This is a genomic window from Massilia sp. PAMC28688 (genome assembly GCF_019443445.1).
Classification (GTDB): Bacteria; Pseudomonadota; Gammaproteobacteria; order Burkholderiales; family Burkholderiaceae_D; genus Telluria_A.
Window position 1 is genome coordinate 2,161,165 of the sequence record NZ_CP080378.1, and the last position, 22,102, is coordinate 2,183,266.

General features: G+C 62.6%; 19 protein-coding genes and 1 tRNA gene. 9 read left to right on the top strand and 11 right to left on the bottom strand.

What is annotated here, in order from left to right:
• The first annotated feature begins 21 nt into the window (after nucleotides 1–21).
• Nucleotides 22–846: an NAD(+) diphosphatase gene (nudC, locus tag KY495_RS09710; protein ID WP_219883438.1), complete on the top strand. Its 825-nt coding sequence runs from the start codon at nucleotides 22–24 to the stop codon at nucleotides 844–846.
• A 5-nt stretch (nucleotides 847–851) separates the two neighbouring features.
• Here the strand turns inward: nudC and KY495_RS09715 are convergent, their stop codons facing one another.
• Together KY495_RS09715 and KY495_RS09720 are read right to left on the bottom strand one after the other, a co-directional pair.
• Complete coding sequence (locus KY495_RS09715) at nucleotides 852–1,643, bottom strand: hypothetical protein (RefSeq protein WP_219883439.1); 792 nt, start codon at nucleotides 1,641–1,643, stop codon at nucleotides 852–854.
• Between the two features lie 134 nt (nucleotides 1,644–1,777).
• Entirely contained in the window at nucleotides 1,778–3,529 is a 1,752-nt protein-coding gene (locus KY495_RS09720; RefSeq protein ID WP_219883440.1) for an AsmA family protein, read from the bottom strand.
• Between the two features lie 237 nt (nucleotides 3,530–3,766).
• Between KY495_RS09720 and KY495_RS09725 the strand changes: the two genes are divergently transcribed.
• Nucleotides 3,767–4,090 (top strand): transposase, encoded by a 324-nt coding sequence (locus KY495_RS09725; RefSeq protein WP_219883441.1) that lies wholly within the window; start codon nucleotides 3,767–3,769, stop codon nucleotides 4,088–4,090.
• Nucleotides 4,091–4,099: 9 nt separating this feature from the next.
• Here the strand turns inward: KY495_RS09725 and KY495_RS09730 are convergent, their stop codons facing one another.
• The 3 genes from KY495_RS09730 to KY495_RS09740 form a co-directional block, all read right to left on the bottom strand.
• Nucleotides 4,100–4,552 carry a hypothetical protein gene (locus KY495_RS09730; protein WP_219883442.1) on the bottom strand — a complete coding sequence of 151 codons (453 nt, stop codon included), beginning with the start codon at nucleotides 4,550–4,552 and terminating at the stop codon, nucleotides 4,100–4,102.
• A 35-nt stretch (nucleotides 4,553–4,587) separates the two neighbouring features.
• Nucleotides 4,588–5,655: a lipid A deacylase LpxR family protein gene (locus KY495_RS09735; protein ID WP_229518560.1), complete on the bottom strand. Its 1,068-nt coding sequence runs from the start codon at nucleotides 5,653–5,655 to the stop codon at nucleotides 4,588–4,590.
• Nucleotides 5,656–5,724: 69 nt separating this feature from the next.
• Entirely contained in the window at nucleotides 5,725–7,023 is a 1,299-nt protein-coding gene (locus KY495_RS09740; protein WP_219883443.1) for a sodium:proton antiporter, read from the bottom strand.
• A 595-nt stretch (nucleotides 7,024–7,618) separates the two neighbouring features.
• On the opposite strand from KY495_RS09740, the gene KY495_RS09745 reads away from it, so the two are divergent.
• Nucleotides 7,619–9,727, top strand: coding sequence for a carbohydrate-binding module family 20 domain-containing protein (locus tag KY495_RS09745; protein ID WP_219883444.1), 2,109 nt, complete (start codon nucleotides 7,619–7,621; stop codon nucleotides 9,725–9,727).
• Nucleotides 9,728–9,810: 83 nt separating this feature from the next.
• Here the strand turns inward: KY495_RS09745 and KY495_RS09750 are convergent, their stop codons facing one another.
• On the bottom strand, nucleotides 9,811–10,938 hold the full coding sequence (locus KY495_RS09750) for a DUF1565 domain-containing protein (RefSeq protein WP_219883445.1): 1,128 nt from the start codon (nucleotides 10,936–10,938) through the stop codon (nucleotides 9,811–9,813).
• A gap of 28 nt (nucleotides 10,939–10,966) precedes the next feature.
• Nucleotides 10,967–11,040: transfer RNA gene (locus KY495_RS09755), tRNA-Cys, on the bottom strand.
• A gap of 225 nt (nucleotides 11,041–11,265) precedes the next feature.
• Between KY495_RS09755 and KY495_RS09760 the strand changes: the two genes are divergently transcribed.
• The 5 genes from KY495_RS09760 (at nucleotide 11,266) to KY495_RS09780 (ending at nucleotide 16,641) form a co-directional block, all read left to right on the top strand.
• Entirely contained in the window at nucleotides 11,266–11,811 is a 546-nt protein-coding gene (locus KY495_RS09760) for a DUF4142 domain-containing protein (RefSeq protein WP_219883446.1), read from the top strand.
• Nucleotides 11,812–12,036: 225 nt separating this feature from the next.
• Nucleotides 12,037–13,209, top strand: coding sequence for a diguanylate cyclase (locus KY495_RS09765; protein ID WP_219883447.1), 1,173 nt, complete (start codon nucleotides 12,037–12,039; stop codon nucleotides 13,207–13,209).
• 358 nt (nucleotides 13,210–13,567) lie between these two features.
• Nucleotides 13,568–13,780 (top strand): hypothetical protein, encoded by a 213-nt coding sequence (locus KY495_RS09770; RefSeq protein WP_219883448.1) that lies wholly within the window; start codon nucleotides 13,568–13,570, stop codon nucleotides 13,778–13,780.
• Nucleotides 13,781–13,982: 202 nt separating this feature from the next.
• Nucleotides 13,983–15,296, top strand: a complete 1,314-nt coding sequence (locus KY495_RS09775) for a DUF2254 domain-containing protein (protein ID WP_219883449.1) — start codon at nucleotides 13,983–13,985, stop codon at nucleotides 15,294–15,296.
• Between the two features lie 211 nt (nucleotides 15,297–15,507).
• Nucleotides 15,508–16,641, top strand: a complete 1,134-nt coding sequence (locus KY495_RS09780) for a mechanosensitive ion channel family protein (RefSeq protein WP_219883450.1) — start codon at nucleotides 15,508–15,510, stop codon at nucleotides 16,639–16,641.
• A 13-nt stretch (nucleotides 16,642–16,654) separates the two neighbouring features.
• On the opposite strand, the gene KY495_RS09785 is transcribed toward KY495_RS09780, so the two are convergent.
• Nucleotides 16,655–17,104: an Lrp/AsnC family transcriptional regulator gene (locus KY495_RS09785; RefSeq protein ID WP_229518561.1), complete on the bottom strand. Its 450-nt coding sequence runs from the start codon at nucleotides 17,102–17,104 to the stop codon at nucleotides 16,655–16,657.
• Between the two features lie 129 nt (nucleotides 17,105–17,233).
• On the opposite strand from KY495_RS09785, the gene KY495_RS09790 reads away from it, so the two are divergent.
• On the top strand, nucleotides 17,234–17,719 hold the full coding sequence (locus tag KY495_RS09790) for a hypothetical protein (protein ID WP_229518562.1): 486 nt from the start codon (nucleotides 17,234–17,236) through the stop codon (nucleotides 17,717–17,719).
• Here KY495_RS09790 and KY495_RS09795 read toward each other — a convergent pair.
• From KY495_RS09795 to KY495_RS09805, 3 genes are read right to left on the bottom strand one after another with little or no spacing between them, the layout of a single operon-like run.
• Complete coding sequence (locus KY495_RS09795; RefSeq protein ID WP_219883453.1) at nucleotides 17,716–18,726, bottom strand: DUF6708 domain-containing protein; 1,011 nt, start codon at nucleotides 18,724–18,726, stop codon at nucleotides 17,716–17,718. The two genes, KY495_RS09790 and KY495_RS09795, sit on opposite strands and share 4 nt — an antisense overlap.
• On the bottom strand, nucleotides 18,726–21,248 hold the full coding sequence (locus KY495_RS09800; protein ID WP_219883454.1) for a T6SS effector BTH_I2691 family protein: 2,523 nt from the start codon (nucleotides 21,246–21,248) through the stop codon (nucleotides 18,726–18,728). The genes KY495_RS09795 and KY495_RS09800 overlap by 1 nt, the downstream gene beginning before the upstream one ends.
• A complete protein-coding gene (locus tag KY495_RS09805; protein WP_219883455.1) occupies nucleotides 21,245–22,102 on the bottom strand; it encodes a DUF4123 domain-containing protein in 858 nt (285 codons plus the stop codon). The genes KY495_RS09800 and KY495_RS09805 overlap by 4 nt, the downstream gene beginning before the upstream one ends.

Consider the following 22,102-nt stretch of genomic DNA (forward strand, 5'->3'; position numbering starts at 1 on the left):
AATATTGGAAAGGTCAGCAGCATGCTCCACACGCCTGCTTCATTTACTCCTCTCATGCATGCGGTGGACGACGCCCATCCCTGGTGTTTTGTGTTCCAGGCCGGGCAGCTGCTGCTGCGCGAAAGCGACCTGGGCTTGCCCGCGCTGGAGATGGTCGAGGCGATGGACATTGCACCGTCCCAGACCCACCCGGTGGGCCTTTTCGACGGCCACTATTGCCGCAGCAGCTGGTGCGAGCGCGACACGCCGGCGCCGCAAGGCTTCGTGTGGCGCAGCCTGCGCAGCGTGCTGTACGTATTGGACGAGGCGCTCCTGGCGGTGGCCGGGCGTGCGGCGCAGATCGCGGAATGGGCACGTACGCACCGCTTTTGCGGCGCCTGCGGCAAGCCCATGCAGCTGCTGGCAGGGGAGCGCTGCTTGCGCTGCGAGGCCTGCCACATGATGGCCTACCCGCGCATTTCGCCGGCCATGATGGTCCTGATCCGCAAGGGCGACAAGGTGCTCATGGCGATGCACACGGCCTCGCCGAGTAAACGATTTACACCCTTGGCAGGATTTCTTGAAGCGGGAGAATCGATCGAGGATGCGGTCCACCGCGAAGTGTTCGAGGAAGTGGGACTGCGGGTTCACAAGCTGCAGTATTTCGGCAGTCAGTCATGGCCGTTTCCGCACTCGCTGATGATCGCCTTTACCGCCGAATACCTCGATGGCGAGATCCGCATTGACGCCAATGAGCTGTCAGAAGCGCGCTGGTTTGGCCCGGACGACGAATGGCCGGAAAAAGTGCCGCATGTGTCGATATCGAGCATCCTGGTCGACGCCCACCGCCCGCCGGCGCGCGCCTGACCGCTTCACGGCCTGGCGCCACGCAGCTGCACGGTCTTCTTGGTCAGCTCGAACCAGAAAGGCGCGCCGAACAGGGCGGTGGACGCCGTCAGCAACCAGCCGGCGACATTGAGCACAAAGCCTTCGTTGAGCGCAGGCGGAAAATTCTGCCAGCCGATGGGCAGGCGCCGCAGCGCTTCAATGGCCTGCGCGTCCAGCGTGCCCGGGGCACCGGAAATGTGGGCGGCCAGGGCCGGGTGCTGCCACAGTGAGCGGAACAGGTGGATGCTGTCGATATTGAAAAGTATCGCCAGCAGCAGCGACAGCACCAGGCTGATCGCCATGGCGCGGCGCTTGTACGCGGCCGACACGCGCACCATGGCCGTATCAAACCACAGCGCCACCGAGCGCTCGAACAGCGCCATGTCGCCCTGAGCCCGGAGGTACAAGCCCTGCAAGGCGCGCTTGACACGGGTATTGGGCAAGGCATCGATGTCGCGCCCGAGCTGCGCAAAATCGGCCGGCATGGTGCGGATGGCGTCGATGAGTGCCACTGCGAAGTTGGCCGGTTCGATATACGAGGGCCTGGACCTGGCGTTGGCTTCATGCGGGTTGACCAGCACGTGGCCGTACACGGCGCGTGCCAGCGACGTGAATTGCGGGTCACCGAGCATGCTCTTGATCCCTTCGAGCAGGCAGCCGGCGCGCAGGCGCAGCATGGTGGCGATAATCTCCTGCAGGGTGCTGACGATGAGGGCGACGGTGGCGTAGCAAAATGTCAGTCCGACCGCAACTTCCAGAACTGTGCTCCCCAACATGGCGCTCTCCCGCAGGCAGTGATCAGTACTACGCTACCGCAAGGGAGCATGCGGCGCGACCGCTTTGCGCAAACGTTGGCCGGCGCCGGGTCAGCGCTTGATCAAGGCTTGATCTGCGTTTGATCTGCGTTCGATCAGCGTTTGAGTATGCCTCGAATGGCCTGCTCAAGCTTGTCGCTGGCCTTCCGGCGCATGGTTTCGCCCGATACCGCGCCGGTGTCGAGGCGCCATGTCAGCGCGTCCCATGGCCCGCTGATGTGCAGCGGCAGCGTGAGGCCGGTGGCGCCCAGGGTGCAAGCCAGGGTGTACTCAAGCTCTTCGCGGCCAAGGTCAATGTCGCCGGCGCCGGCCACCTGGAACAAGGGGGCCTGCAGCGCCAGGTCGGCATTGTGCGCCACGCCGTCGGCTATGGTGAAGCTGGCGTCCAGGCGCGCGAAGCCCGTCTTGTCGGCGCTGGCGGCAGCGCCCGCGGCACCCTTGGCGCGCGCGATCATGCGCCCGATGTCGATGCCGTGCAGGGCGCCTTCGCTCAGCCTGACGGCCGCGGTGCCGGCCATGGCCTGGCGCATCTGCGCCGTGCTGGCGCCCTGCGTGTTGACATCGATTGCCACGTCGCCGCGGCCGGCGATCGGCGTCTTGCCGAGCATGTCGTGCAGCAGGGGCGCGACATCGATGCCTGTCAAGCTGGCCACGAAGGTCATGTGCGGCGTGCTGGCGCTGCGCGCAAAGTCGAACGTCACCGCGCCGGTCCCTGCGCCCCCGTACAAGCTGGCGCCGATCGGCTGCAGCACGAACTTGCCGCCGCCGGAGCGCAGGGCCGCCCGCACATTCCTGGCGTGCAGGGAGCCGACCTTCAGTTGCGCTATGTGCAGGCCGCCGTCGGCGCGCAGCATCGCCAGCGGCGACAGGTCAAAGGCGTCGCCTGCTTCGAGGATGGCCGGGTCGTCGGGCAGCGCGTCCGGCACCAGGCGGTTTTGATAGCGCCCCAGGTCCAACTGGTCGACATGCATGGTCAGCTTGTAGCGCCCGTCCCGCAGGGCGCTGTCCAGGTCGAACACGCTGTCGTCGAAACTCCCCTTCAGCTGCGCCGCAAATTCATCCCTGTCCAGGTCCACGTCAAGCTTGCCGGCCAGCTTGACGCGCGTATCCTTGAACGACAGGTCCAAGTGTGCATCGACCTCGCTAAAGGCCACCTGGCGCTGCTGCAGCGATGGCATGAAGCGCGCCGTGAGGGTGAGTGCGGTGGTCAGCGCCGGGCGGTTGATGGCGACATGGGCCGACAGTGCCACGCGGCTGGGCGTACCGCGCGCAATGGGGCCGGAGTCGATATTGAGGTGGCTGATGTCGAGCACCCGTGCACGCTTGCGGTCTTCAAAGCGCACATGGGCGCCCCCCACGCGAATGCTGCTGATGGCCACTTCCAGCCGGGCGCGCCCGCCGTCGGCCCCGGTGCCGGCCGTGGCCGCCGGGCGGGCTGCCGTGAGGTCGCCCGTATTCATGCTGCCATCGGCGTGGCGCACCACGCGCGCGCGGATGCCGCGAACGTCAATCCGGTCGATCACCACCTGCTGGCGCAGCAGCAGAGGCCACAGCGCCACCGAGACACGCGCCTGGTCAATGGCGGCAAACTGCTCGGCGCTGGCGTGTTCCGACAGCGTCACGCGGCCCAGGTCGGCGCCGACGCGGGGATAGAAGGTCAAGGCAATGGTGCCGGGGATGGACAAGGTGCGCTGGTGCCGCTCCTGCACCAGCTTGATGATGTCGGCCTTGTAATCATTGGGGTCGACGCGCATGCGGATGATCAATGCCGCCGCCAGCGCCGCCACCAGCAACAGCAGCAGGCAGGCAGCTGCCGTCATTGCTGCCAACTTCATATTTCTGGACATGGCAATCGCTTGCAGGGGGATGTGCCCGAGTGTAGCATCGACCTTGCACCATCTTTCGGAAAGCACCGGTCATGTTGCAGGGCGATGACAAATTGCCGCCTTGCAGCGTCTACCGCCAACAACACCATGGTGCTTTTGTTATTGCTCGCGGCTGGCGCGGCCCGGGCCTGCGATTGATTTTCAAGATCTCGGGAACCTGTTCCGGAGCGCGCCCTCAAACAGGTTTTGGGGCAGATCATGGCACGAGCGGACTTTGCGAGCGACGTTACGCGCGAGGAATTTGAGCGGGTCAGGCCCATGCTCGAGGCGGCACGGCGTCGCACCCGGCCGCGCAAGCACGACCTGTACGATGTTTTTTGCGCCGTCATGTATTTCATCTCCAGCGGCGCTGCCTGGCGCAGCCTGCCGCAAGATTTTCCGCCCTGGCGCACCGTGCATGAATACTTCACGCAATGGACCACGGCACAGGGCGGGCGCAGCTCCCTGCTTGAGCGGGCGCTGCAGGAACTGGGCAAGGAAGCGCAGCTGGAAAAATTGCGCGCCTTGATGGCGCCGCGCTAGTACTGCCGGCTATTCGGCGTCCGGTGCGCTCCGGGTGGCGGGGGGCGTGGCCGGGGCGGCGGTTTCCGCCGCTTCAAACTGCATCTTGTTGCCGTCGCCCAGACGGAACACCCCCACGGCCTCGCCCAGCTCGGTGGGGGCCGGATCGGCCAGCCGGGTGCAGCTTTGCATATCGAGCTGGACCAGTTCCTCGCCTGAGCGGATATTGAACACGGTCTCGCCGCTGCGGAACAGTTCGACGGCCACATCATCCTGGTGCACTTTTTCCAGCGGGACCGCGCGCTGGCACTCGGGCAGGTTGGCGGCGACCAGCGACAGGGTGATGTTCTTGTCCCACAGATACTCCTGCTCCGCGCGCACCGACAGGGCGTGGTCGCGTTCCTCGCTCAGGGAGTAGCTGGCCGACTGCTTGACGCAGCCGGCCAGCAGCAGTGGAGCGAGCAACAACAGGTACTTACGCATGAGCATTCCCGGGGTGGTTGTCCGGGCAGTATAAATCAGAAGTCGGTACCGAAGGTCAGCGAGTAGACGCGGTGGCTGGGCACGCCGAGAGGCGAGTGGAATTCCGCCGACTTGTGGGCTCCTTTCATCTGCACGAACCATGGCCCGTGGCTGGCCGTGCGTGTGGACGGCAGGTCAAAGCGGTTGCCAACCACCACCTCATACACAAAGGCGCGCTTGTCGACGTTGGGATCATCGCGGAACACTCGCCCGTCGAGAAAGACGCTGTACGCCACCAGCCGGGCTTCCGCGCTGGCAAAGGCGGTGCATTGCAGCCAGCGGAACAGGCAGGTGGCGGTGCGTGCCGGAATGCGCAGTGCTGCGGCGCCATCGCCAATGCCGGGCGGGGCCGGTGAGACCGGCGGCAGGTTCTTGCCCACCACGATGGCGATACCGGCGCCGGCATACGTGTTTACCGTGCCGGCGCCAAGGCGCCAGTAGGTGGCGGTATTGAACCTGACGCGGGCGGGGAGGTCGAATGACAAGGCATCGCGCGCAGAGCGCTGCTCGGCGCTGACATTGACGCCGAGCGAGCCGCCAATCTGGTGATGCCAGCCCATGGGCCGGGGGCGCTCGAGCACGCGATGGAAAGCCTTCTGCGCATGCTCGGCCAGCGAAAGCGGCCCGGTCACGCCGGCCTGCGCCGCGACCGTGGTCAGGCGCTTCTGGTCGCCAGACAGGAAGGCATAGACCTTCTCATAGTACAGGTAGCCGGCCCACGGACGGTCGTGTGGCTGGGCCTCCACGCGCGTGATGTCGCGTGGGGTAAAGATCAGCTGCCCCACATTGCGCTGGCTCGTCATGGCTGTGGTGGCATCGCAGTCCAGCCAGCGGCAGGCTGCGTGCGTCAGACTGCGGCCAAGGTCCCCGCGCTGGTCCGTCAAGTATCTGGTCGAGAGTTGCACCCCGCTGGTATAGAAGCGGTCAGTCCGGTAGCGCGAATCATTTTCCCACGTAAAAAAGCTACCGGACTCCTGGCGCGGCGGCGCCTGGGCGGGGGCCGCCGTGGCCCCCTGGAGCGCAATGACGAGGGCAAGGAGCGTGCGCTGGAACATGCTGGACATGGCGACACCTGGACAAGGACCTGAAGCTTCCGAGTGTAGGCCCGTCCACCATCTCAATATTGCCCTGCATCATGCCTTTATCTTGCTCTTCTTGGTTGGCCAGAATTTATCCAGGAGCGGCGTGACCGTGGTGCCGTGCAACACAATCGACATCATGACCACGACAATGGTCAGTTGGATCAGGTCCGAAGCCAGGTGCCTGGGCAGCCCGTGGTTGATGGCGTACATGAGGTAGTAGATGGAGCCGATGCCGCGCACGCCAAACCAGCCGGTGATGGCGCGGATGCGCAGCGAGGCGTCGGAACGCCACAGGCCCAGCGCCACACTGACCGGACGGGCAACGAAAAACAGAAATAGTCCCATGCTCACCGTCTGCCAGTTCCAGTTCTGGATCGACACCATGCCGCCCAGCAGCAATACCAGCGTCAGCTCGGACAGGCGCTCCAGGTGCTCCTTGAACACGAGCGACTCGGCGCTGACCGTCACCACCTCTTCCGACGGATCCTTGCTCCCTTCCTCTGCCACCAGCAAGCCCTGGCGGTCCTTGTGGGCTCCCGACAAGACCAGCTCGGTCTGGCGCAAGGCAACACCGGCCGCAAAGATGGCGAGGAAACCGTAGGTTTTGCTCAGAATGCACACGCCATAGACCACCGCAATCATGCCCAGACCCACGAAGTCATCGAGCACTTCATGCTTGGGATCCTTGCCGCGCAACATCCAGCTGATCTTGCCAAGTGCCGCACCCCCCAGTGCGCCAAGAGCAACCGCGCCGACGATGGCCCAGATCACATCGATGGCCAGCCAGCGCCAGCCAAACTCGCCCAGTTCGTGCGCGCCGAGCAGGCCCAGCCCCAGCATCACGAACGGAAAGGCGGTCCCGTCGTTCATGCCCGCCTCGCACGTGAGGGTAAAGCGCAGCTTGTCGCGGTCATCCGGGTGGCGCACCTGCACGTCGGTCGCCAGCACCGGGTCGGTAGGCGCCAGCACGGCACCGAGCAGCACGCCCGCGCCCAGCGGCAGGTTCAGGACATAGTAGGCAAACGCGGCGACCAGGCCAACGTTGATGCTCATGGACAGGAACGCGAGCCGCAGGGCCGGCGCCCAGCGCTTGAGATCGATCGGTACGGGCATCTTGACGCCGGCCGAAAACAGTGAAATGAGAACCGCGATCTCCGTGAGCGTTTCCAGCAGGTGGGATTCCTTGATGGGATCGAAGCTGAAAAGATTGAGTACGACTGGACCGAGCAGCAAGCCGACGCCGAGGTACACAATGGCCGAGGTGAAGGGAGAGCGCGAAATGGTGGTCGCTGCCAGGCCGCGGGCCAGCATGAGCGAGCCGATCAGAATAAACCAGTGAATAGTTGTCATGCACGGATTCTACTGGCGAAGGCATGGCGCGGATGTACGTTACAGCACTTACGCCGCGCCAATGCGGGCGGTGCCTGCCGCGGACCGGCTTGTCCACGGATGATGTAGCGAAACTACGTCTTCTTGGCGATCAGCTGTTGACATTATTTTACACTCGGCGTAAATTTAACCTTAAGCGAGGCGGACAAAAATTCGTACTCGTAAAAACTGTAGTTTTAATACGGTTCTACCATGACCTCGCAAAGAGGCATCCGCAAGGAGACGTTCTTACCTGGCTGACATCGCGTCTACGCCGCGCTGCCATTGATCTGGCACAGCGCACATTGGCCGCCCTGTGACAGGACCTGCTGCACCCAACCAGGCATCAATCAGCTTTACCACGCATCACCACGCATCACCCGTATCACCACGGCCGCTGGTGCCGTCAACGTTATTCGCCGTCTGATCCGCGACCGAGCCGCTGTGCAGTCGAAGGCAGCGTGCGCCCTGGTGATATTGCATCGACCATTTCTGGTCGCGTTGTACTGTCACGCCCCTGCCGATCGCGGGTCTCGCACGGCTACCTATAAAACACATCACGGAGATAGAGTTGAAAATGACGAACAAGAAGTTGCTCCTGGCCGCCAGCGTGGCCGCCTGCTTTGCCAACCCGATCGGCGCGAGCGCCGCGCCCGGCCAGGTGTATGTCAACCTGTTTGAATGGAAATACACGGATATCGAGCAGGAATGCGTGCGGGCACTCAAGCCGGCCGGTTTCAGTGCCATCCAGATTTCCGTGCCATCGGAAGCGAAGGGCAATACCAACAACTGGTGGGAACGGTATCAGCCCGTCAGCTACAAGCTCGACGGCCGCCTCGGCACCCGCCAGCAACTGGCCAACATGGTGGCCACCTGCCGCAATAACGGCATTGCCATCTATGCCGACGTGGTGCTGGGCCACATGGCCAACGGCACCGGCACCGGCGAAGCGGGCTCCTACTACAACAGCGCCAACAATTATCCCGGCCCCGGCTACTACAGTTCCGATTTCCATCCGCGCTGCACGGTGGACGACAGCAGTGCCCAGAACGTGCAGGAATGCTGGCTGAGCGGCGACCTGCCCGACCTGCGCACGGAAACGCCCAAGGTACGGCAGACCGCGGCCAATCACTTGAAAGACCTGATGAGCCTGGGCGTGGCCGGGTTCCGGGTCGATACCGCCAAGCACATGCACGCCAATGACCTGAAGGCCATCCTTGACCTGGCCGGGCCCGTGAACAGCGCCACCGGAGCGGCCTTCGGCCTGACCAGGCCCTGGGTCACGGGCGAAATTTTCGGCGGCTTCGGTCCCGTGGGTGAAGACCAGCGCAGCATTTATTTCACCCTCGGCACCATGAATGAATTCAAGTACCCGCAAATCATGCGCGATACCTTCACCCGCCGCAATGGCTCGATTTCGCAGCTCGCTTCGCTGCTGCCGATCAATGACAACAGCCCCAATCCGCGCGGCCTGTTTGCCAGCCGCAATGCAACCGTGTTCGTCAGCAATCACGACCTGGAGCGCCACAACGATTCGCTCACCTCGCGCAACAGCGGCAAGCTGTTCAACCTGGCCAATATCTTCATGCTGGCCTATCCCTACGGCCAGACCCAGCTGCAATCGGGCTTCAAGCTGACCGGTGACCAGAACAATGACACCACGCTGGTCCCGAGCGGGAACATCTACACCAACGGCGTGCCCAATTTCACCCACTGGGACCAGCAGCACCGCTGGCGCGAAATCAGCAACATGGTGGAATTCCGCAACCAGACCCAGGGCAAGTGGCAGATCGACGACTGGACCACCAACGGCAATGACCGCATCGCCTTCCACCGCGGCGACCGGGGCTTCCTGGCGATCAACCGCGACGATTTCAACGCCTGGTCGCACACCTTCCGCACCGGCATGGCCCCCGGCCGCTATTGCAATGTCATCAATGGCTTGCTCAATGCCGACAGGACTGCCTGCAGCGGCGACACCGTGACGGTCAACAGCGACGGCACCGCGGCGCTCACGATTCCGGCGATGAATGCGGCCGGCATCCCGGCTGTGGCCATCCACGCCGGCCAAAAACTGGGCGGCACCAGCGATGTCACCGCGCCCTCCGTGCCGACCGGCCTGGCCACGGTGGCCGTCAGCAGCAATTCCGTCAGCCTGCGCTGGAACCCGTCAAGCGACAATGCCGGCGGCAGCGGCATGAAGGGCTATAACGTGGTGCGCGACAACGGTACCGCCGTGTTCACGACCGGCACCACGCTGGTCGACAACAGCGTGCTGCCCAACACCGTCTACAAATACACGGTGGCGGCACTGGATAACGCCAACAATATCTCGGCCGCAAGCACACCTGTGCTGGAAGTGCTCACGCCAGGGGGCAGCTGTACGGTACAGGTCAATTTCCAGGTGAGCGACAACACCACGGTCGTTGGCCAGGATGTGTACCTGACGGGCAACAGGACCGAGCTTGGCAACTGGAACACGAGCACGGCGCCCATGCTGTCGGCCGCCGCCTGGCCACGCTGGACCATTTCGCGCAGCCTGAGCGCGGGCACCACCTACGAGTACAAGTACATCAAGAAAGGTGTGCGGCCACTGCAGTGGGAAACGGGCGCCAACCGCGTCATCGCCGTGCCTGGCTGCGGCAGTGCGCCGGTGACTATTCCACTCAGTAACTTCCGGCAGTAAGTTCAGGCAGTAAGTTCGGCGGGCATGACCCCGAAAGCAACAGGCCGGGATGCTGTTCCCGGCCTGTTCCATGTGGCGCTCGCTTACTTGAAGGGATAGGCCCCGATGTCGGGCCTGGTGTTGCGCTGCCTGGCGGCAGCTTCCAGCGCCATTGCCTGCTCGTCCACGCCCTTGCCGATGGCTGGCGAATCACCGCGCAGGCGAAAGTCCAGCTGGCCCGTCTTGTCGTACTTGAGAAACTGCGGCGCGCGCGCAATGGTGCCTGTGTGGGTCAAGCCGTTGCGCAACTGCCAGTCCGCCACGCTGCTGAGATATACCAGGTTATTGCGGTAAGTATTGTTCAAGCCGGTGGAACCCTGTTCCGAAATCCCGTACTTGTTGTCGTACACGATATTGTTGTAGACCGTCGTGAAATCGTTGGGACCCTTGGTGTGATAGAAGTCGCCGCCGCCAACGAGGATCCCCGTGGTCGATGCCGCCACCGTGTTATTGCTGACCACTACATTATTAGCGTCATGCCACATCTGGATGCCGGCCCCGCCAATGTGATGAACGAGGTTGAAGCGCGCGCTGCCGGAGGTCGAAATGTATATCCCCTGCACGAAGCGGCAGCCTGGCTTGCCGATGTGATGCACCGTGTTGCCGATCACATCGCTCTTGATACCGCGGTAATAGCTGTCCACGCCGATGCCCGCGCCACCGGCGCCGGTGCAGGGCGAATCGAGCGCGATGTGATGCACCAGGTTGTTACGGATGACCGAGAATGAACCGCCGTTGTAGATACCGTGGGTCCACTTGATGCCGTTGCGCGCTTCGCGCCCATCAATTTCAAAGCCGACGATGTCGACATAGCTGCCCCGGTTGTCCCAGCCGGCCTTGGTTTCGGAATACGAAGGCGGCACCAGCCGCGCGCCCCAGCGCCGGGTCGAGACATAGGAAATACGCTGGTGTTCGGTGCCGCTCATGGTGGTCTTGAAGCCACCCACGTAAGTGCCCGGCGCCACATGCACCGTGGTGCCCGGCAGGGCCACCCTGGAGGCGCGCAAGATGGTCTGGAATGGCGACTGCGCAGTGCCGGGATTGGAGTCCGAGCCGTGCGGTGCCACGTAGTAGTTGTAGGTGGCCGTGTCGGGCGGCTGGGCCGCCCAGGGGGCCGGACTTGCCACGAACGCCAGGAGGGGAGCCAGCGAAGAGAGGGTTTTCTGATTCATCAACAGTGTTCCTCTGCTGAGGGGAAGATGGAGGCGGATGTTGGAATCGAACCAACTTACCCAGTTTTGCAGGCTGGTGCATTGCCATTTTGCTACTCCGCCATGACCCCAGTGTCTCCGATTACACGTTTCTTGGCCTGCGTCTGGATCAAACGCGCGATTGAGAAAAAGCATCAGTGATTTCCGGGCACTATGCTTGTGCCGCGCTTGTGAAATACTAAAGATTGCTAAAAGGCTAGGGAGCGCGTCGTTTTAAATCTCGCCAGTAGACTCCCGCTTGGAAGAAACAATTCCAATTACAGAATCTTTCAATCAGGGAGCCAAAACATGCTGAAAACTACGATCTCGAAGGCGCTGCTGAGCGCAGCCCTTGCCGCCACCTTCGCCCTGCCGCTCGCAGCAACGGCGCAGACGATGAACACGCCCGCCAAGAGCGTGCTGAACAAGACCGACCAGCAAATTGTGATGGGCATGGCGCGCGCCAATATCGCCGAAATCGAGGCCGGCAAACTGGCGCTGGCCAATGCCGCAAGCGCGGAAGTGAAAGCCTACGCGCAGCAAATGATCGACGACCACACCAAGGCGCTGGCCGACGTGACGACGCTGGCCCAGAACAAGGGCGTGACGCTGCCCAGCGAGCCCGATGCCAAGCACAAGGCCATGGCGGACAAGCTGTCCAAGCTGAAAGGCGAAAAATTCGACCACATGTACATGATGCAGGCCGGTGTGCAGGATCACAAGAAAGTGCACGCCATGCTCAAGAAAGACGAGCAGCGCGCCAAGGATCCGGACGTGAAGGCACTGGCCGCCAAGATGATGCCGACGGTGGAGCAGCACCTGCATACGGCCACTGAAAAGCACAAGATGAAGTAAGCGGCCAGCGCAGTGCAGGAGCTTGGCCAGTGTCCGTGCATCTCCAGTGAAGGCCCGTTCAGTGATGAGCGGGCTTTTTTGCGCCGGCTTGCTTCAGTTCGCAATGTTGCCCGACGCGGACTGCCGACACGTGCTAGCAGCCTGCACCGATGCGGGGATGCAACGGTTTTGTGGAGTATGGGGTGTATGATCAACTGACCACAAGCAACATCGTCATTCAAACCAATGCTCAAAATCGATGCGGAGCTGTTACGCAATGCCAGCCAGTCAACCTACCGTGCCGCCTTCGAGCAGGGATACCGCTGGCTGAAGTTTGACGGGCCGCTGGAACGCGAGTTCCAGGCCTTTTATACGGAAGGTCACTTGTTGCGGGTGCGGCTGGCCGCCTATCTGATCCTGGCCCTGTATGCCGCCTTTGTGGTGATCGATATCACCACCTTGCCGCCTGCCGTGTCGTACTGGACCACGAAGATCCGCATGTTCGGGATCATTCCCATTTTCCTGGTGCTGTTGGTGGTGAGCTACCGGCGGGCCTGGCGGCGCTATGTGGGCCGCACGGTATTCATCGCCTCCATCACGGCTGGCGTCGGTACCACGGCGGTGGTGGGCGTGGCCTATGCCTTGGGCACGCAAATTCCTTACGAGGGCATGCTGCTCGTTACCCTGTTTGTTTATCTGCTGTCCTGCCTGCAGTGGCGTCAGGCTATTGCCGCCAACATGATCACGCTGGCCGTATTTATTGCCGTGGTGACCCTGTACCAGCCGGACCCGCAACTGGCCATGTACCAGATTATTTTCATGATCGCAGCCAACTCGATCGGCGCCTACGGCGGCTACTTTCTGGAACAGAGCGTGCGTACCATGTTTCTGGTCAATAAGCTGCTGAACGAACTGGCCGAGCTCGATGGCCTCACTGGCCTGTCCAACCGGCGCACCCTGAACATCCAGCTTGACCGCATCTGGCGCCAGGCCGTGCGCGACCAGCAGGCCGTGGCAATTGCCATGATCGATGTGGACCACTTCAAGAAATACAATGACCGTTATGGGCATGCCCAGGGCGACGCCGCCTTGCGGGCGGTGGCCGACATCATTGCCCATCACGCACGCCGGCCAATGGATATCACGGCGCGGTATGGCGGCGAAGAATTTGCTGTGGTGTGGTACCACCCGTCCGCCACCGAGCTGCCGCGCATGGCCGAAATATTGTGCCAGGCAGTGGTCGGGCTCAATTTTCCCCATGCCGACAGCGACATCGGCAAGGTCAGCATCAGCGTGGGCGTGGCGCTCGTGACCCCATCGGCCGGCCGCTCCAGCGCCGAACTGCTCAAGGCGGCCGACCTGGCGCTCTACCAGGCCAAGGAGCAGGGCCGCAACCGCGTTGTGGTGCACGTCCTGTAACTGACCGGCGCTGACTATCCAGGCAGGCGAAGGTATGGCCTCATTTCCGACGGCGGCGTGTTCGGCTTCACCCTGTCGCGGGACGGCAGCCACGCGCTGTGGGTAAAGTCCAATGGCAAGCGGGACACGCTCGTGATCATGGAAGCGTTCAAGGTCCAGGGCAGGTGGCAGGCGCCGCAGGTGGTATCGTTCTCCGGCGATGCATGGAAGGAGATCGACACCGTGTTCAGTCCTGACGGCCGCCAGATCATCTACCAGTCCACGCGGCCCGTGCCCGGCAAGCCGCAGCGCAAGGGTTTCGATATCTGGTCGGTGGCACGCACGGCACAGGGCTGGGGGGGCGGTACACCTTGGCAATGTGATCAACAGCGACGCGTCCGAATCGTCTGCTTCCATCGCTGCCAACGGAACCATCTACTTCATGAAAGACCGCGGGGCCGGCAATTCGGACCTGTGGAAGTCGCGCCTCGTGAACGGCCAGTATCAGGTGCCGGAAAATCTCGGCGCGCCGGTCAACACGGCAGCGTTCAGGGAATCGAATCCCTACATTGCCCCGGATGAAAGCTATTAAAAACATTCACTCGTTCCCCTTCGATCCGAACGATTACCGGAGCAAATGACCCAGTACTGGCTGTGCGCGTGGTTCTTGCCGGCGCGGCCTATACTTGCCGAATTAATATTTGAGCGCAGCGCCGCTGCCGCCAGTTAGTTCGGAGCCGCCATATGGACCATTGCAGGGTAAGTGCAACATTTTTCCCGTCACGGATGGCGCCATGTATCGCCTGAGTTTGGTCTGGACAGCGCTGCGGGCCAGCTTCTGGTTCCTGCCATACGTGATCGTGACGGTGTTTATCGCCGCCGCCGTGGTGCTGACCCACCTGCAGCCTGACGTGGCCCGGGCCTGGCGCCATGTCTTTCCCGATCTGTTCGATGTGGGCAGCAATGGCGCGCGCGACATGCTCTCCACCATTGCCAGCTCCATGATGTCGGTGGTCGGCATCGTGTTCTCGATGACGCTGGTGGCCCTGACGCTGGCATCGAGCCAGTACAGTTCGCGTGTTCTGCGCACCTTCATGCGCAGCCGGGTGACCCAGATCTCGATTGGCGTGTTTGCCGGCTTGTATGTGTATTGCCTGATCGTGCTGCGCGGCATCCGGGGCGATGGCGACGAACTGGTGGTGCCGGTGGGCGCCGTGGCGCTGGCCATGTTGGCGGCAGCTGGCGCGGTGGCCTTGCTGATTTTCTTCATCCACCACATCGCCATCTCTATCCAGGCCGCCTCGGTGCTCGCCAATATTGCCCGCGAAACCGTCGAGACCATCGAAACCATGTACCCCGCGCCCTGTGCAGACGAGGAGCCGAGAGAACAGGAACCGGCCGCGGCCGGCGGCCAGCTGGTGTGCGCCCGCCGCAGCGGCTACATCCAGAGCATAGACGAAGCAGCACTGCTGGCGCTGGCAGGCAAGCACGGCGTGCGCATCGACCTGCTGCGCGGCGTGGGCCAGTTCGTGATCCGGGATACGGCAGTGATGAGACTGTCCGGCGGGCCCCGGCTGGGCCCGGATGACGAGCGGGCACTTTGCCGCACGGTCAGCCTGAGCGACGAGCGCACGGTGGCCCAGGACCCTGCCTTCGGCATCCGCCAGATTGTCGACGTAGCGCTCAGGGCGCTGTCACCGGGCGTGAACGATACCACCACCGCCGTCATGGCCCTGGACAACCTGGGCACCATCCTGGCCGCCATGGGGCCGCGTGGTTTTCCTTCGCGCTACCAGTGCGACGGCCAGGCCGTGCGTCTCGTCACCGTGCAGCCTGATTACCCCATGCTGGTGGGCGAGGCGTTCGACCAGATCAGGCGCAGCGCGGACGGCAACGTTGCCGTGTTGCTGCGCATTGCTGGGACCATCGAACTGATCGGCACGCTCAAGCTGCCCGCCCAGCGCTATCGGCCCCTGGTCGAGCAGCTTGACTATCTTGCCGAAGCCAACGAACGCACGGTGCCTGCCGCGTTCGACCGCGATACCGTGCGCGAACGCATTGCGCAGGCGCGCGCCTGCCTGGCAGCTGAGTTGGCGCAGGGCAGTTAAAGCGGCCCGCCGTGTGCCAGCGCGCACACCCCTGCCACGCGCGTGCGCCAGGGATGGCCCCGCCTCGATTATGCTGTCGCGAAAGGCAGATGCTAAGTCGACACTAATGTAGGTCGGTTAGCGTCATGCGCGTGCCGATGGGACGGCCTGCTTGCGCTCGTCCCCTTGGCCAACTGGCAACGCCGTACCGCTAATTACAAAAGGTTTTTTCATGGATTACATTATTTTGGGTAACGACTTTCGGGCCTGGGCCATGGCGCTCGGGGTGGCGCTGGCTGCCTACCTGCTTGGCCTGTTAATCAAGAAAATCGTCGTGCGCGGGCTGAACTCCCTGTCGACCCGCACCGCGACCAATCTGGACGACATCGCCGTTGCTGTGGTGGACTCCACCCACTCGCTGTTTCTGCTCGTTATTGCTCTGTATGCGGGCTCGCAAATGCTGGTGCTGCCCGCCAAGGCGCACGGGCTGGTCCAGGGCTGCGCCATGGTGGCGCTGTTTGCCCAGATTGCCCTGTGGGGCGACAAGAGCGTGCGCGAATGGCTGCATCGCTATCGCGAGCGCAACATGGAACAAAACGCCGCCATCACGACCTCGACCGCAGCGCTGGGTTTCGTGGTCAGGGCCGCCATCTGGCTGATCATCGTCCTGATGATCCTCGACAATTTCGGCGTCAACATCACGACACTGGTGGCCAGTCTTGGCATTGGCGGTATTGCCGTGGCGCTGGCGCTGCAAAACATCCTGGGCGATTTGTTTTCGTCGCTCTCGATCGTGCTCGACAAGCCGTTTGTGGTGGGCGACTTCATTACCGTGGACGGGGTGTCGGGCACGGTGGAATACGTGGGCCTGAAAACCACGCGGCTGCGGGGCCTGGGCGGCGAGCAAATCATTTTTTCCAACAGTGACTTGCTCAAGGCCCGCATCCACAACTACAAGCGCATGCAGACCCGGCGCATTGCCTTTGCCGTGGGCGTGACCTACGAGACCGACGTGCACCATCTGCGCACGCTGCCCGGCGTCATTGGCGAAATCATCACCCGCCTGCCGAAGGCCCGTTTCGACCGCGCCCACCTGAAGGGCATGGGGGCATCATCGCTCGACTTCGAGGTGGTGTACTACGTGGAAAGTCCGGATTACCAGGTGTATATGGACGTGCAGCAGGCGATCAACCTCGAACTGATCGAGTATTTTGCCAGCGAAGACATCGACTTTGCCTACCCAACGCAAACGCTGCACCACGTGGGCCTGGGGCGGCGCCTGACGGTGGTCTCCGACAACACGCGGCCGGAAACCGGCGCTGACACGCCGCAGCACGATGCCAGGGCCGACAGCCGTTCACGCTAGCGGCGCCGCCAGATCAGCCATCCTGCGCCGGCACCCTGGCCCGGTGCGCATGGCTGGTGGATAACACAATCGAGGTGGTGGTCTTGCCGAGTTTCCCGAGCGAGGCGATCACCTCCTGCAAGTGTTCCGGGCTCCTGGCTGCCACGCGCAGCAGGGCGCAAAAGGTGCCGGTGGTGGCGTGCAGTGCCAGCACTTCGGGCCGCCCAAGCGCCCATGCATCGAGCGCCTCGTGCGAATCGACAACGACGTTGATGAAGGCCTCGAAGTTGTAGCCGAGGGCGCGCAAGTTGACGCGGGCACCGTAGCCTTCAATCACGCCCGCTTCCTCTAGCCGCTTGACACGTTCGCCCACGGCCGGGGACGTAAGATGAATCCGGCGCCCGATTTCCGTGTAGCTCATGCGTGCATGGTCCTGCAGGAGAGCGAGGATCTTGCGGTCGTAGGCATCCAGATCAAACTTCAAAGCAAACCCTCCGTTAATCCTTGAAAGCCAAAGCCAATGGCAGAAAACGCGATGCCTTTCACATTGGCCCGGGCTACTGCCGTGCGTATCATAAGCATAATCAGTCAGGAGGGATAGCAGATGGGGGTAATGGAAAATGGCGCGGGTGACTTTGATTTTTTGCTCGGCAGCTGGCGCGTGCAGAACCGGCGCCTGCGCAAGCGCTTGCAAGGCTGTACTGAATGGGAATCTTTCGTGGCCACCCAGCACAATCAGGCGCTGCCAGGCAGGATTGGCAACATCGACGATTTCAATGCCGAAAGCTGGCGGCCGGGCTTTGTCGGCCTGTCGCTGCGTCTATACAATCCCCAGACCAGGTTGTGGAGCATTTACTGGCTGGACAACCAGACCGGTGGGCTGAGCGCGGACGGCCACTTGCAGCCGCCCGTGGTGGGGAAATTTGACCAGGGTAGCGGCGTATTTGAAGGCGATGATGTGCTTGAAGGGCGTGCCATCCGCGTGCGCTACACCTGGTCCGCCATCACGGCGCGCAGTGCGCGGTGGGAACAGGCCATGTCCGGCGATGGTGGCCAGACATGGGAAATGAACTGGCGCATGGATTTTGAGCGAGATTAGCTGCTCTTGGGGGGCGCCGGTGGCGCAACGAATCGCACACCCGCCGCCGCGGCCGCTTCGGGAAACACGGCGCGCCGGGTGCCCTTGCGGTCGCCCTCGATGGCATACGGGTCGCCAGCCTCCACGGCCGATCCGGCAGTCACTTCCTTGGGCCACTGGGGGATCTTGCTTGTCCGCATTGCGATAAAGCGAAACGGCACGACCAGCAAGTCAAACGCCATCGACATCAGCATGATCGGCCACAGGTACAGCGCCGTGGTGGAGCTGTTGGCCATGAGCCGGTGGACGCCAAACATGAAGCTTTCCCGCTGGCGCGCGATGGGCAGGCAAAATTGCACCTGGCCCGTCACCGATTGCGGCCCCTCTTCCATGTAGCGGCGCACAAATTCCCAGTGCGAGCGCAGCAGATGTAAGCCATCGGGCGTGCCTGAATCTGACACGCTGAGAAAGAAGGTCTCCTGCACGGTGTTGCCGTCCTTGTTCATCACGTGGCCCATGATGTTCCAGGCCTGACTGGCCGGTGCTGCGAGCGCAAGCGTGAAGAAAACTTTGTTCCATGGCACCGTCAGCACCGAACCGTCGCGCCGGAATACGTGGACGGTGCGGGTGACGCGGTTGAAACGGATGGGATAGTGCGTATAGACGAATGAATCCCTGCGCATCAACCAGATGGCCGCCGCCACAAACGGCAAGCCCAGGCAGGCAACAAAAATGAGGACGAAGGCATCGTCCTCTCCACCCGAGGTGCGATTGAGCGTGACATTCACCATGCCCACGGAGAACGCGATGAACATGATGATAGGCACCAGCGCGACCATCGTGATAAAGCCCCTGAAGCCGTACCACTTGTCTACCGATTCCAGGTAGGTCGAATTCATCTCGATGACGCTCAGCTGATAGTGCGGCGATACGTCGAGCCGGTTTTTTTGCAGCAGGCGATGGGATTTGTCCGATTCCGGCAGTGCGCGATTGGCGGGAAAGCCCCCAAATATGCCTGCAAAGTCCATCAGTCGTCCCCTTTGACGGCAAGCTCGAGCTGCGCCTGTTCGGTCTTCATGTCCTTGTAGCGTTCGCCTTCCAGAATGCCCCAGGGACAGCGCTCCAGCCAGTCCTGGACCTTGTTATCCTTGATGTACTCCAGGAAAATGCCGAGGCCGATCAGAAGCGCGACCAGCACGCCGATGACTGGAATGGCCAGGGCAGCGAGGGCACTGCCGGCCGCGGCACCGGCCGCCACGGCAATGGAAATGGTCAGGGCAGCGCCCACAACTGCCGAGGCCGCGTAGGTGGCCACGATCAAGCCGTCGGCGCCGGACTTGTACTCCGAATATGCCTGCATGCCGTCCAGGCCGGCCACCACCAGGCCGGTGGCGATGCCGGCGCGCCCTGCGAAGCGTGCCAGCATGGCGCCCCCGCTTGCGGCAATGCCCTGACCGAAACGCAGGCCCTGGGCCGCGCGCGCGGCGAGCGCGTTGCCGAACACTTCGGCCATGGTGGCACCAAGCGCCGTCACGCCCGCATACATGCGATAGCGCGCATCGTCGCTGTCATGGGCCAGCGCCTTTTCCTCGTCTTCCACCAGTTTCCACAGGCTGACCGCTTGCAGCATTCCCGTGATGACGCCCAGGCGAAAGTTCGTATTGATCACAGTGCGCCAGCGGGTCAGGTTGATCTGGTCCACCGCCTCCACTGTCCGGATACTTCTTGCCAGCCAGTCGGCACGCTGGTTTGGCGTCAGCCCGGCTGGCATGGCCTTGATCATTTCCCGGTCAGCCAGGACCAGCCAGTGCTTCTTCGTGGTGCCATCGATCCGCGCCCCGTGGATGTTTTGGCGCTTCAGCTCCGCGGCAACCGCCGCCTTTAACTTGTTCTCGGAAATTGGCTGACCGCTGGCCTTCTTGATCTCCTGAATCAGCTTGGCCCGGAACTTTTTCCTGCCGCCAGTGACTTCGCAGCGCACGACGGGGTGTCCGGATACCAGGCCAATACTCATGAGGAATGCACGGTAGCGCGGCGTGCCGTCGGCCAGCTTGCCCAGCGCGCGCGCGAACGGACCTGCCGTCTGCACCATCAGCCCGGCCAGCGAGTCGGCGACCGCTCCCCCCTGTACCTGGCCAACGGCGTTGGTATAGGTGGCGAACAGATTGTCCCAGGGGATTTGCCGCCAGTCGATTGCGACCTCGACTGCTTTCTTGATCGCGTCGACTGTTGTTTTCTGATTGAGCAGCAAGGCTCGCATGAGGAAGTTGCGTGTGTCGGACGCATCGCCCTCGAGCCATTTGTCATACAGTTTCGAGCACGCCGCCTTGTCCTGGGTGGAGGCAATGCAGCGCGTGACGACTGTCGTGTACACCGTACCCGACTCGACATGTTGCGGGTCGTAGTTGCAGACAAAATAGTTGTGCATCGCATCGCTCTGCATGACGGCAGCATGGCTGCGCGCCAACGGAGCGATATATTGCTTGTCAAAGGCGCTCAGCTGGGTGTTGAACGCCTGCATCCATGCCTTGCGGTCTGCATCCTTGAATTTCTTCGCGTACTTTTGCCAAGCGCCGTTCGCCGCACGCTTGGCCTCGGCAGGCGTCACGTTCCTCAACTGTTCCGTTTGCTGGCGCTGGGATTCAAACAGCCAGTTACCGATGGGATTGTTTACGAGCTGCTCGTTGGCCATTTTTTCGGCCCCCGAGATTTCATCGAGCTCGCCTTCCACCCGCACGGCCCGCTCGATCTGATCGATGGCCGCGCTGGCCATCACATTGCGCTGGAATGCCGGTTTGCTGGTGAACAGGTCCGCGTTGCGCTTCATGAGCAATGCCAGTTCCTGCGCCAGGCCAGCCGGGTCCGGCAGGGTTGCAATCAGTCCTTTGCCGGGCCGCATCTGGTCGCAAGCGCGCTTGAGCTTGTCGGCCTGGCCGTGGCGGGCGTCGAACTTGAACGGCGTCCACTGAAAAAGCGCCGCGCCTTTTTTCGCATCCATGGCATATTCCGCCACAATCGCGCTCAGCTGCGAAATGGGGCGCGTGCCGGCCACCTTGCCGCCACCGAGCGCCGCCTTCACATCAATGGCCAGCATGTGGCGGCTGCGCATGGCGGGATCATCGTGCAATTTCTGCACGGCCGGCGTCCAGCGCACATCGCTAAAGCCGATCCATACCTTGGTGGCATTGCGCGGATCGGCAATGGTGATGCAGCTGGCCAGCTCGCGGTGCCCTTCGTCAGGGCAATTGAAGGGCTTGGCAGGCACGACCGGCACCACGCCGGGGGTCTGCATCAGCTTGAAAAAATAGCCGTCGGGCGTGACAAAGTAGTTTTCCCAGCGCTTGCGCGCTTCGTCGTACAGGTACACATAACCGGAACGCAGAATGCGCTTGGTGTAGTGGGCAGCGCCGGCACCGAGCTCCATGTCCGGGTCGGCAGTGACGGGTGCGCCACCGCCGTGCGGAGCAACGGCATCCCGGACGAGCAAGAGCGGCAAGCCGCGCTTGTCACAGAACTCGCATTTTTTGGCCGGGGCAGTCGGTGTCGTCATGGTGCTTTCGTATCATTGAGTTGGTGCGGGGACAGTTCGTCCCATACATGGTCGTCGAGAAGTGCCAGGCGGTCGGCCAGGGTGGAATCATCGTCGGGATCGCTGGACGGCGGGATTGCCGCGGCAACCTGGGGGTGGCGGTCAAATGCATCGCCATGAAGCAGGCCGCGCATGGCGAACTCCACCAGATCGCCCGGTGCCGTCAACTGATGCCTGAGCGTGGCATGGTCGATCAGCCGTTCGGCGCGCTCGCCTTGCACCCACAACGCCTGCGGGTCCTGCACGCCGGCGGCCTGCAGCGCCCGGTTGACCAGGCCGATCCGTTCCACCCGCGCCCAGTTCCATGCCGTGCCCACTGCGGCAGTGCCCGCTGCCGGCGCTTCCGGCGCTTGCACCCAGGTGGCGCCGACAAAGTAAGCAAGCTGCTCGATGGGACCAAACAATTTCCTGCGCTGTCCAGCCGTCAGGATACGCAGCAGCTGATGCATGACGCGCGGGTCGTGCACGCGCAGCCAGACTTTACCGCCGCCAGCTGCTGTGGCGTATTGCAAGCCGTTCCAGTGGGTAATGAAGGCCCTGGCATCGGCCTCGGTCTGCACCAGCATGGAAACAATCGGCGCTTCACCGTTTTGCTGCGCCTGAAACAGTGACGTGAGCAAGGCATCGTTCTGCGCAGGCGCGAGCGCGCGCAAGTCCAGCAGCCGCGGCATCAGATGGGCACTGGCAGCCATGGGTTCCGGCACGATGGGCTCGGCCACTATCCCGTCCGGCAGATACTCCGCCATGGACGGTTCAATCAGGGCATACCTGTGCCGCGCCAACAAGTGGTGGTCAAACTGCAATGAATCGCTCAT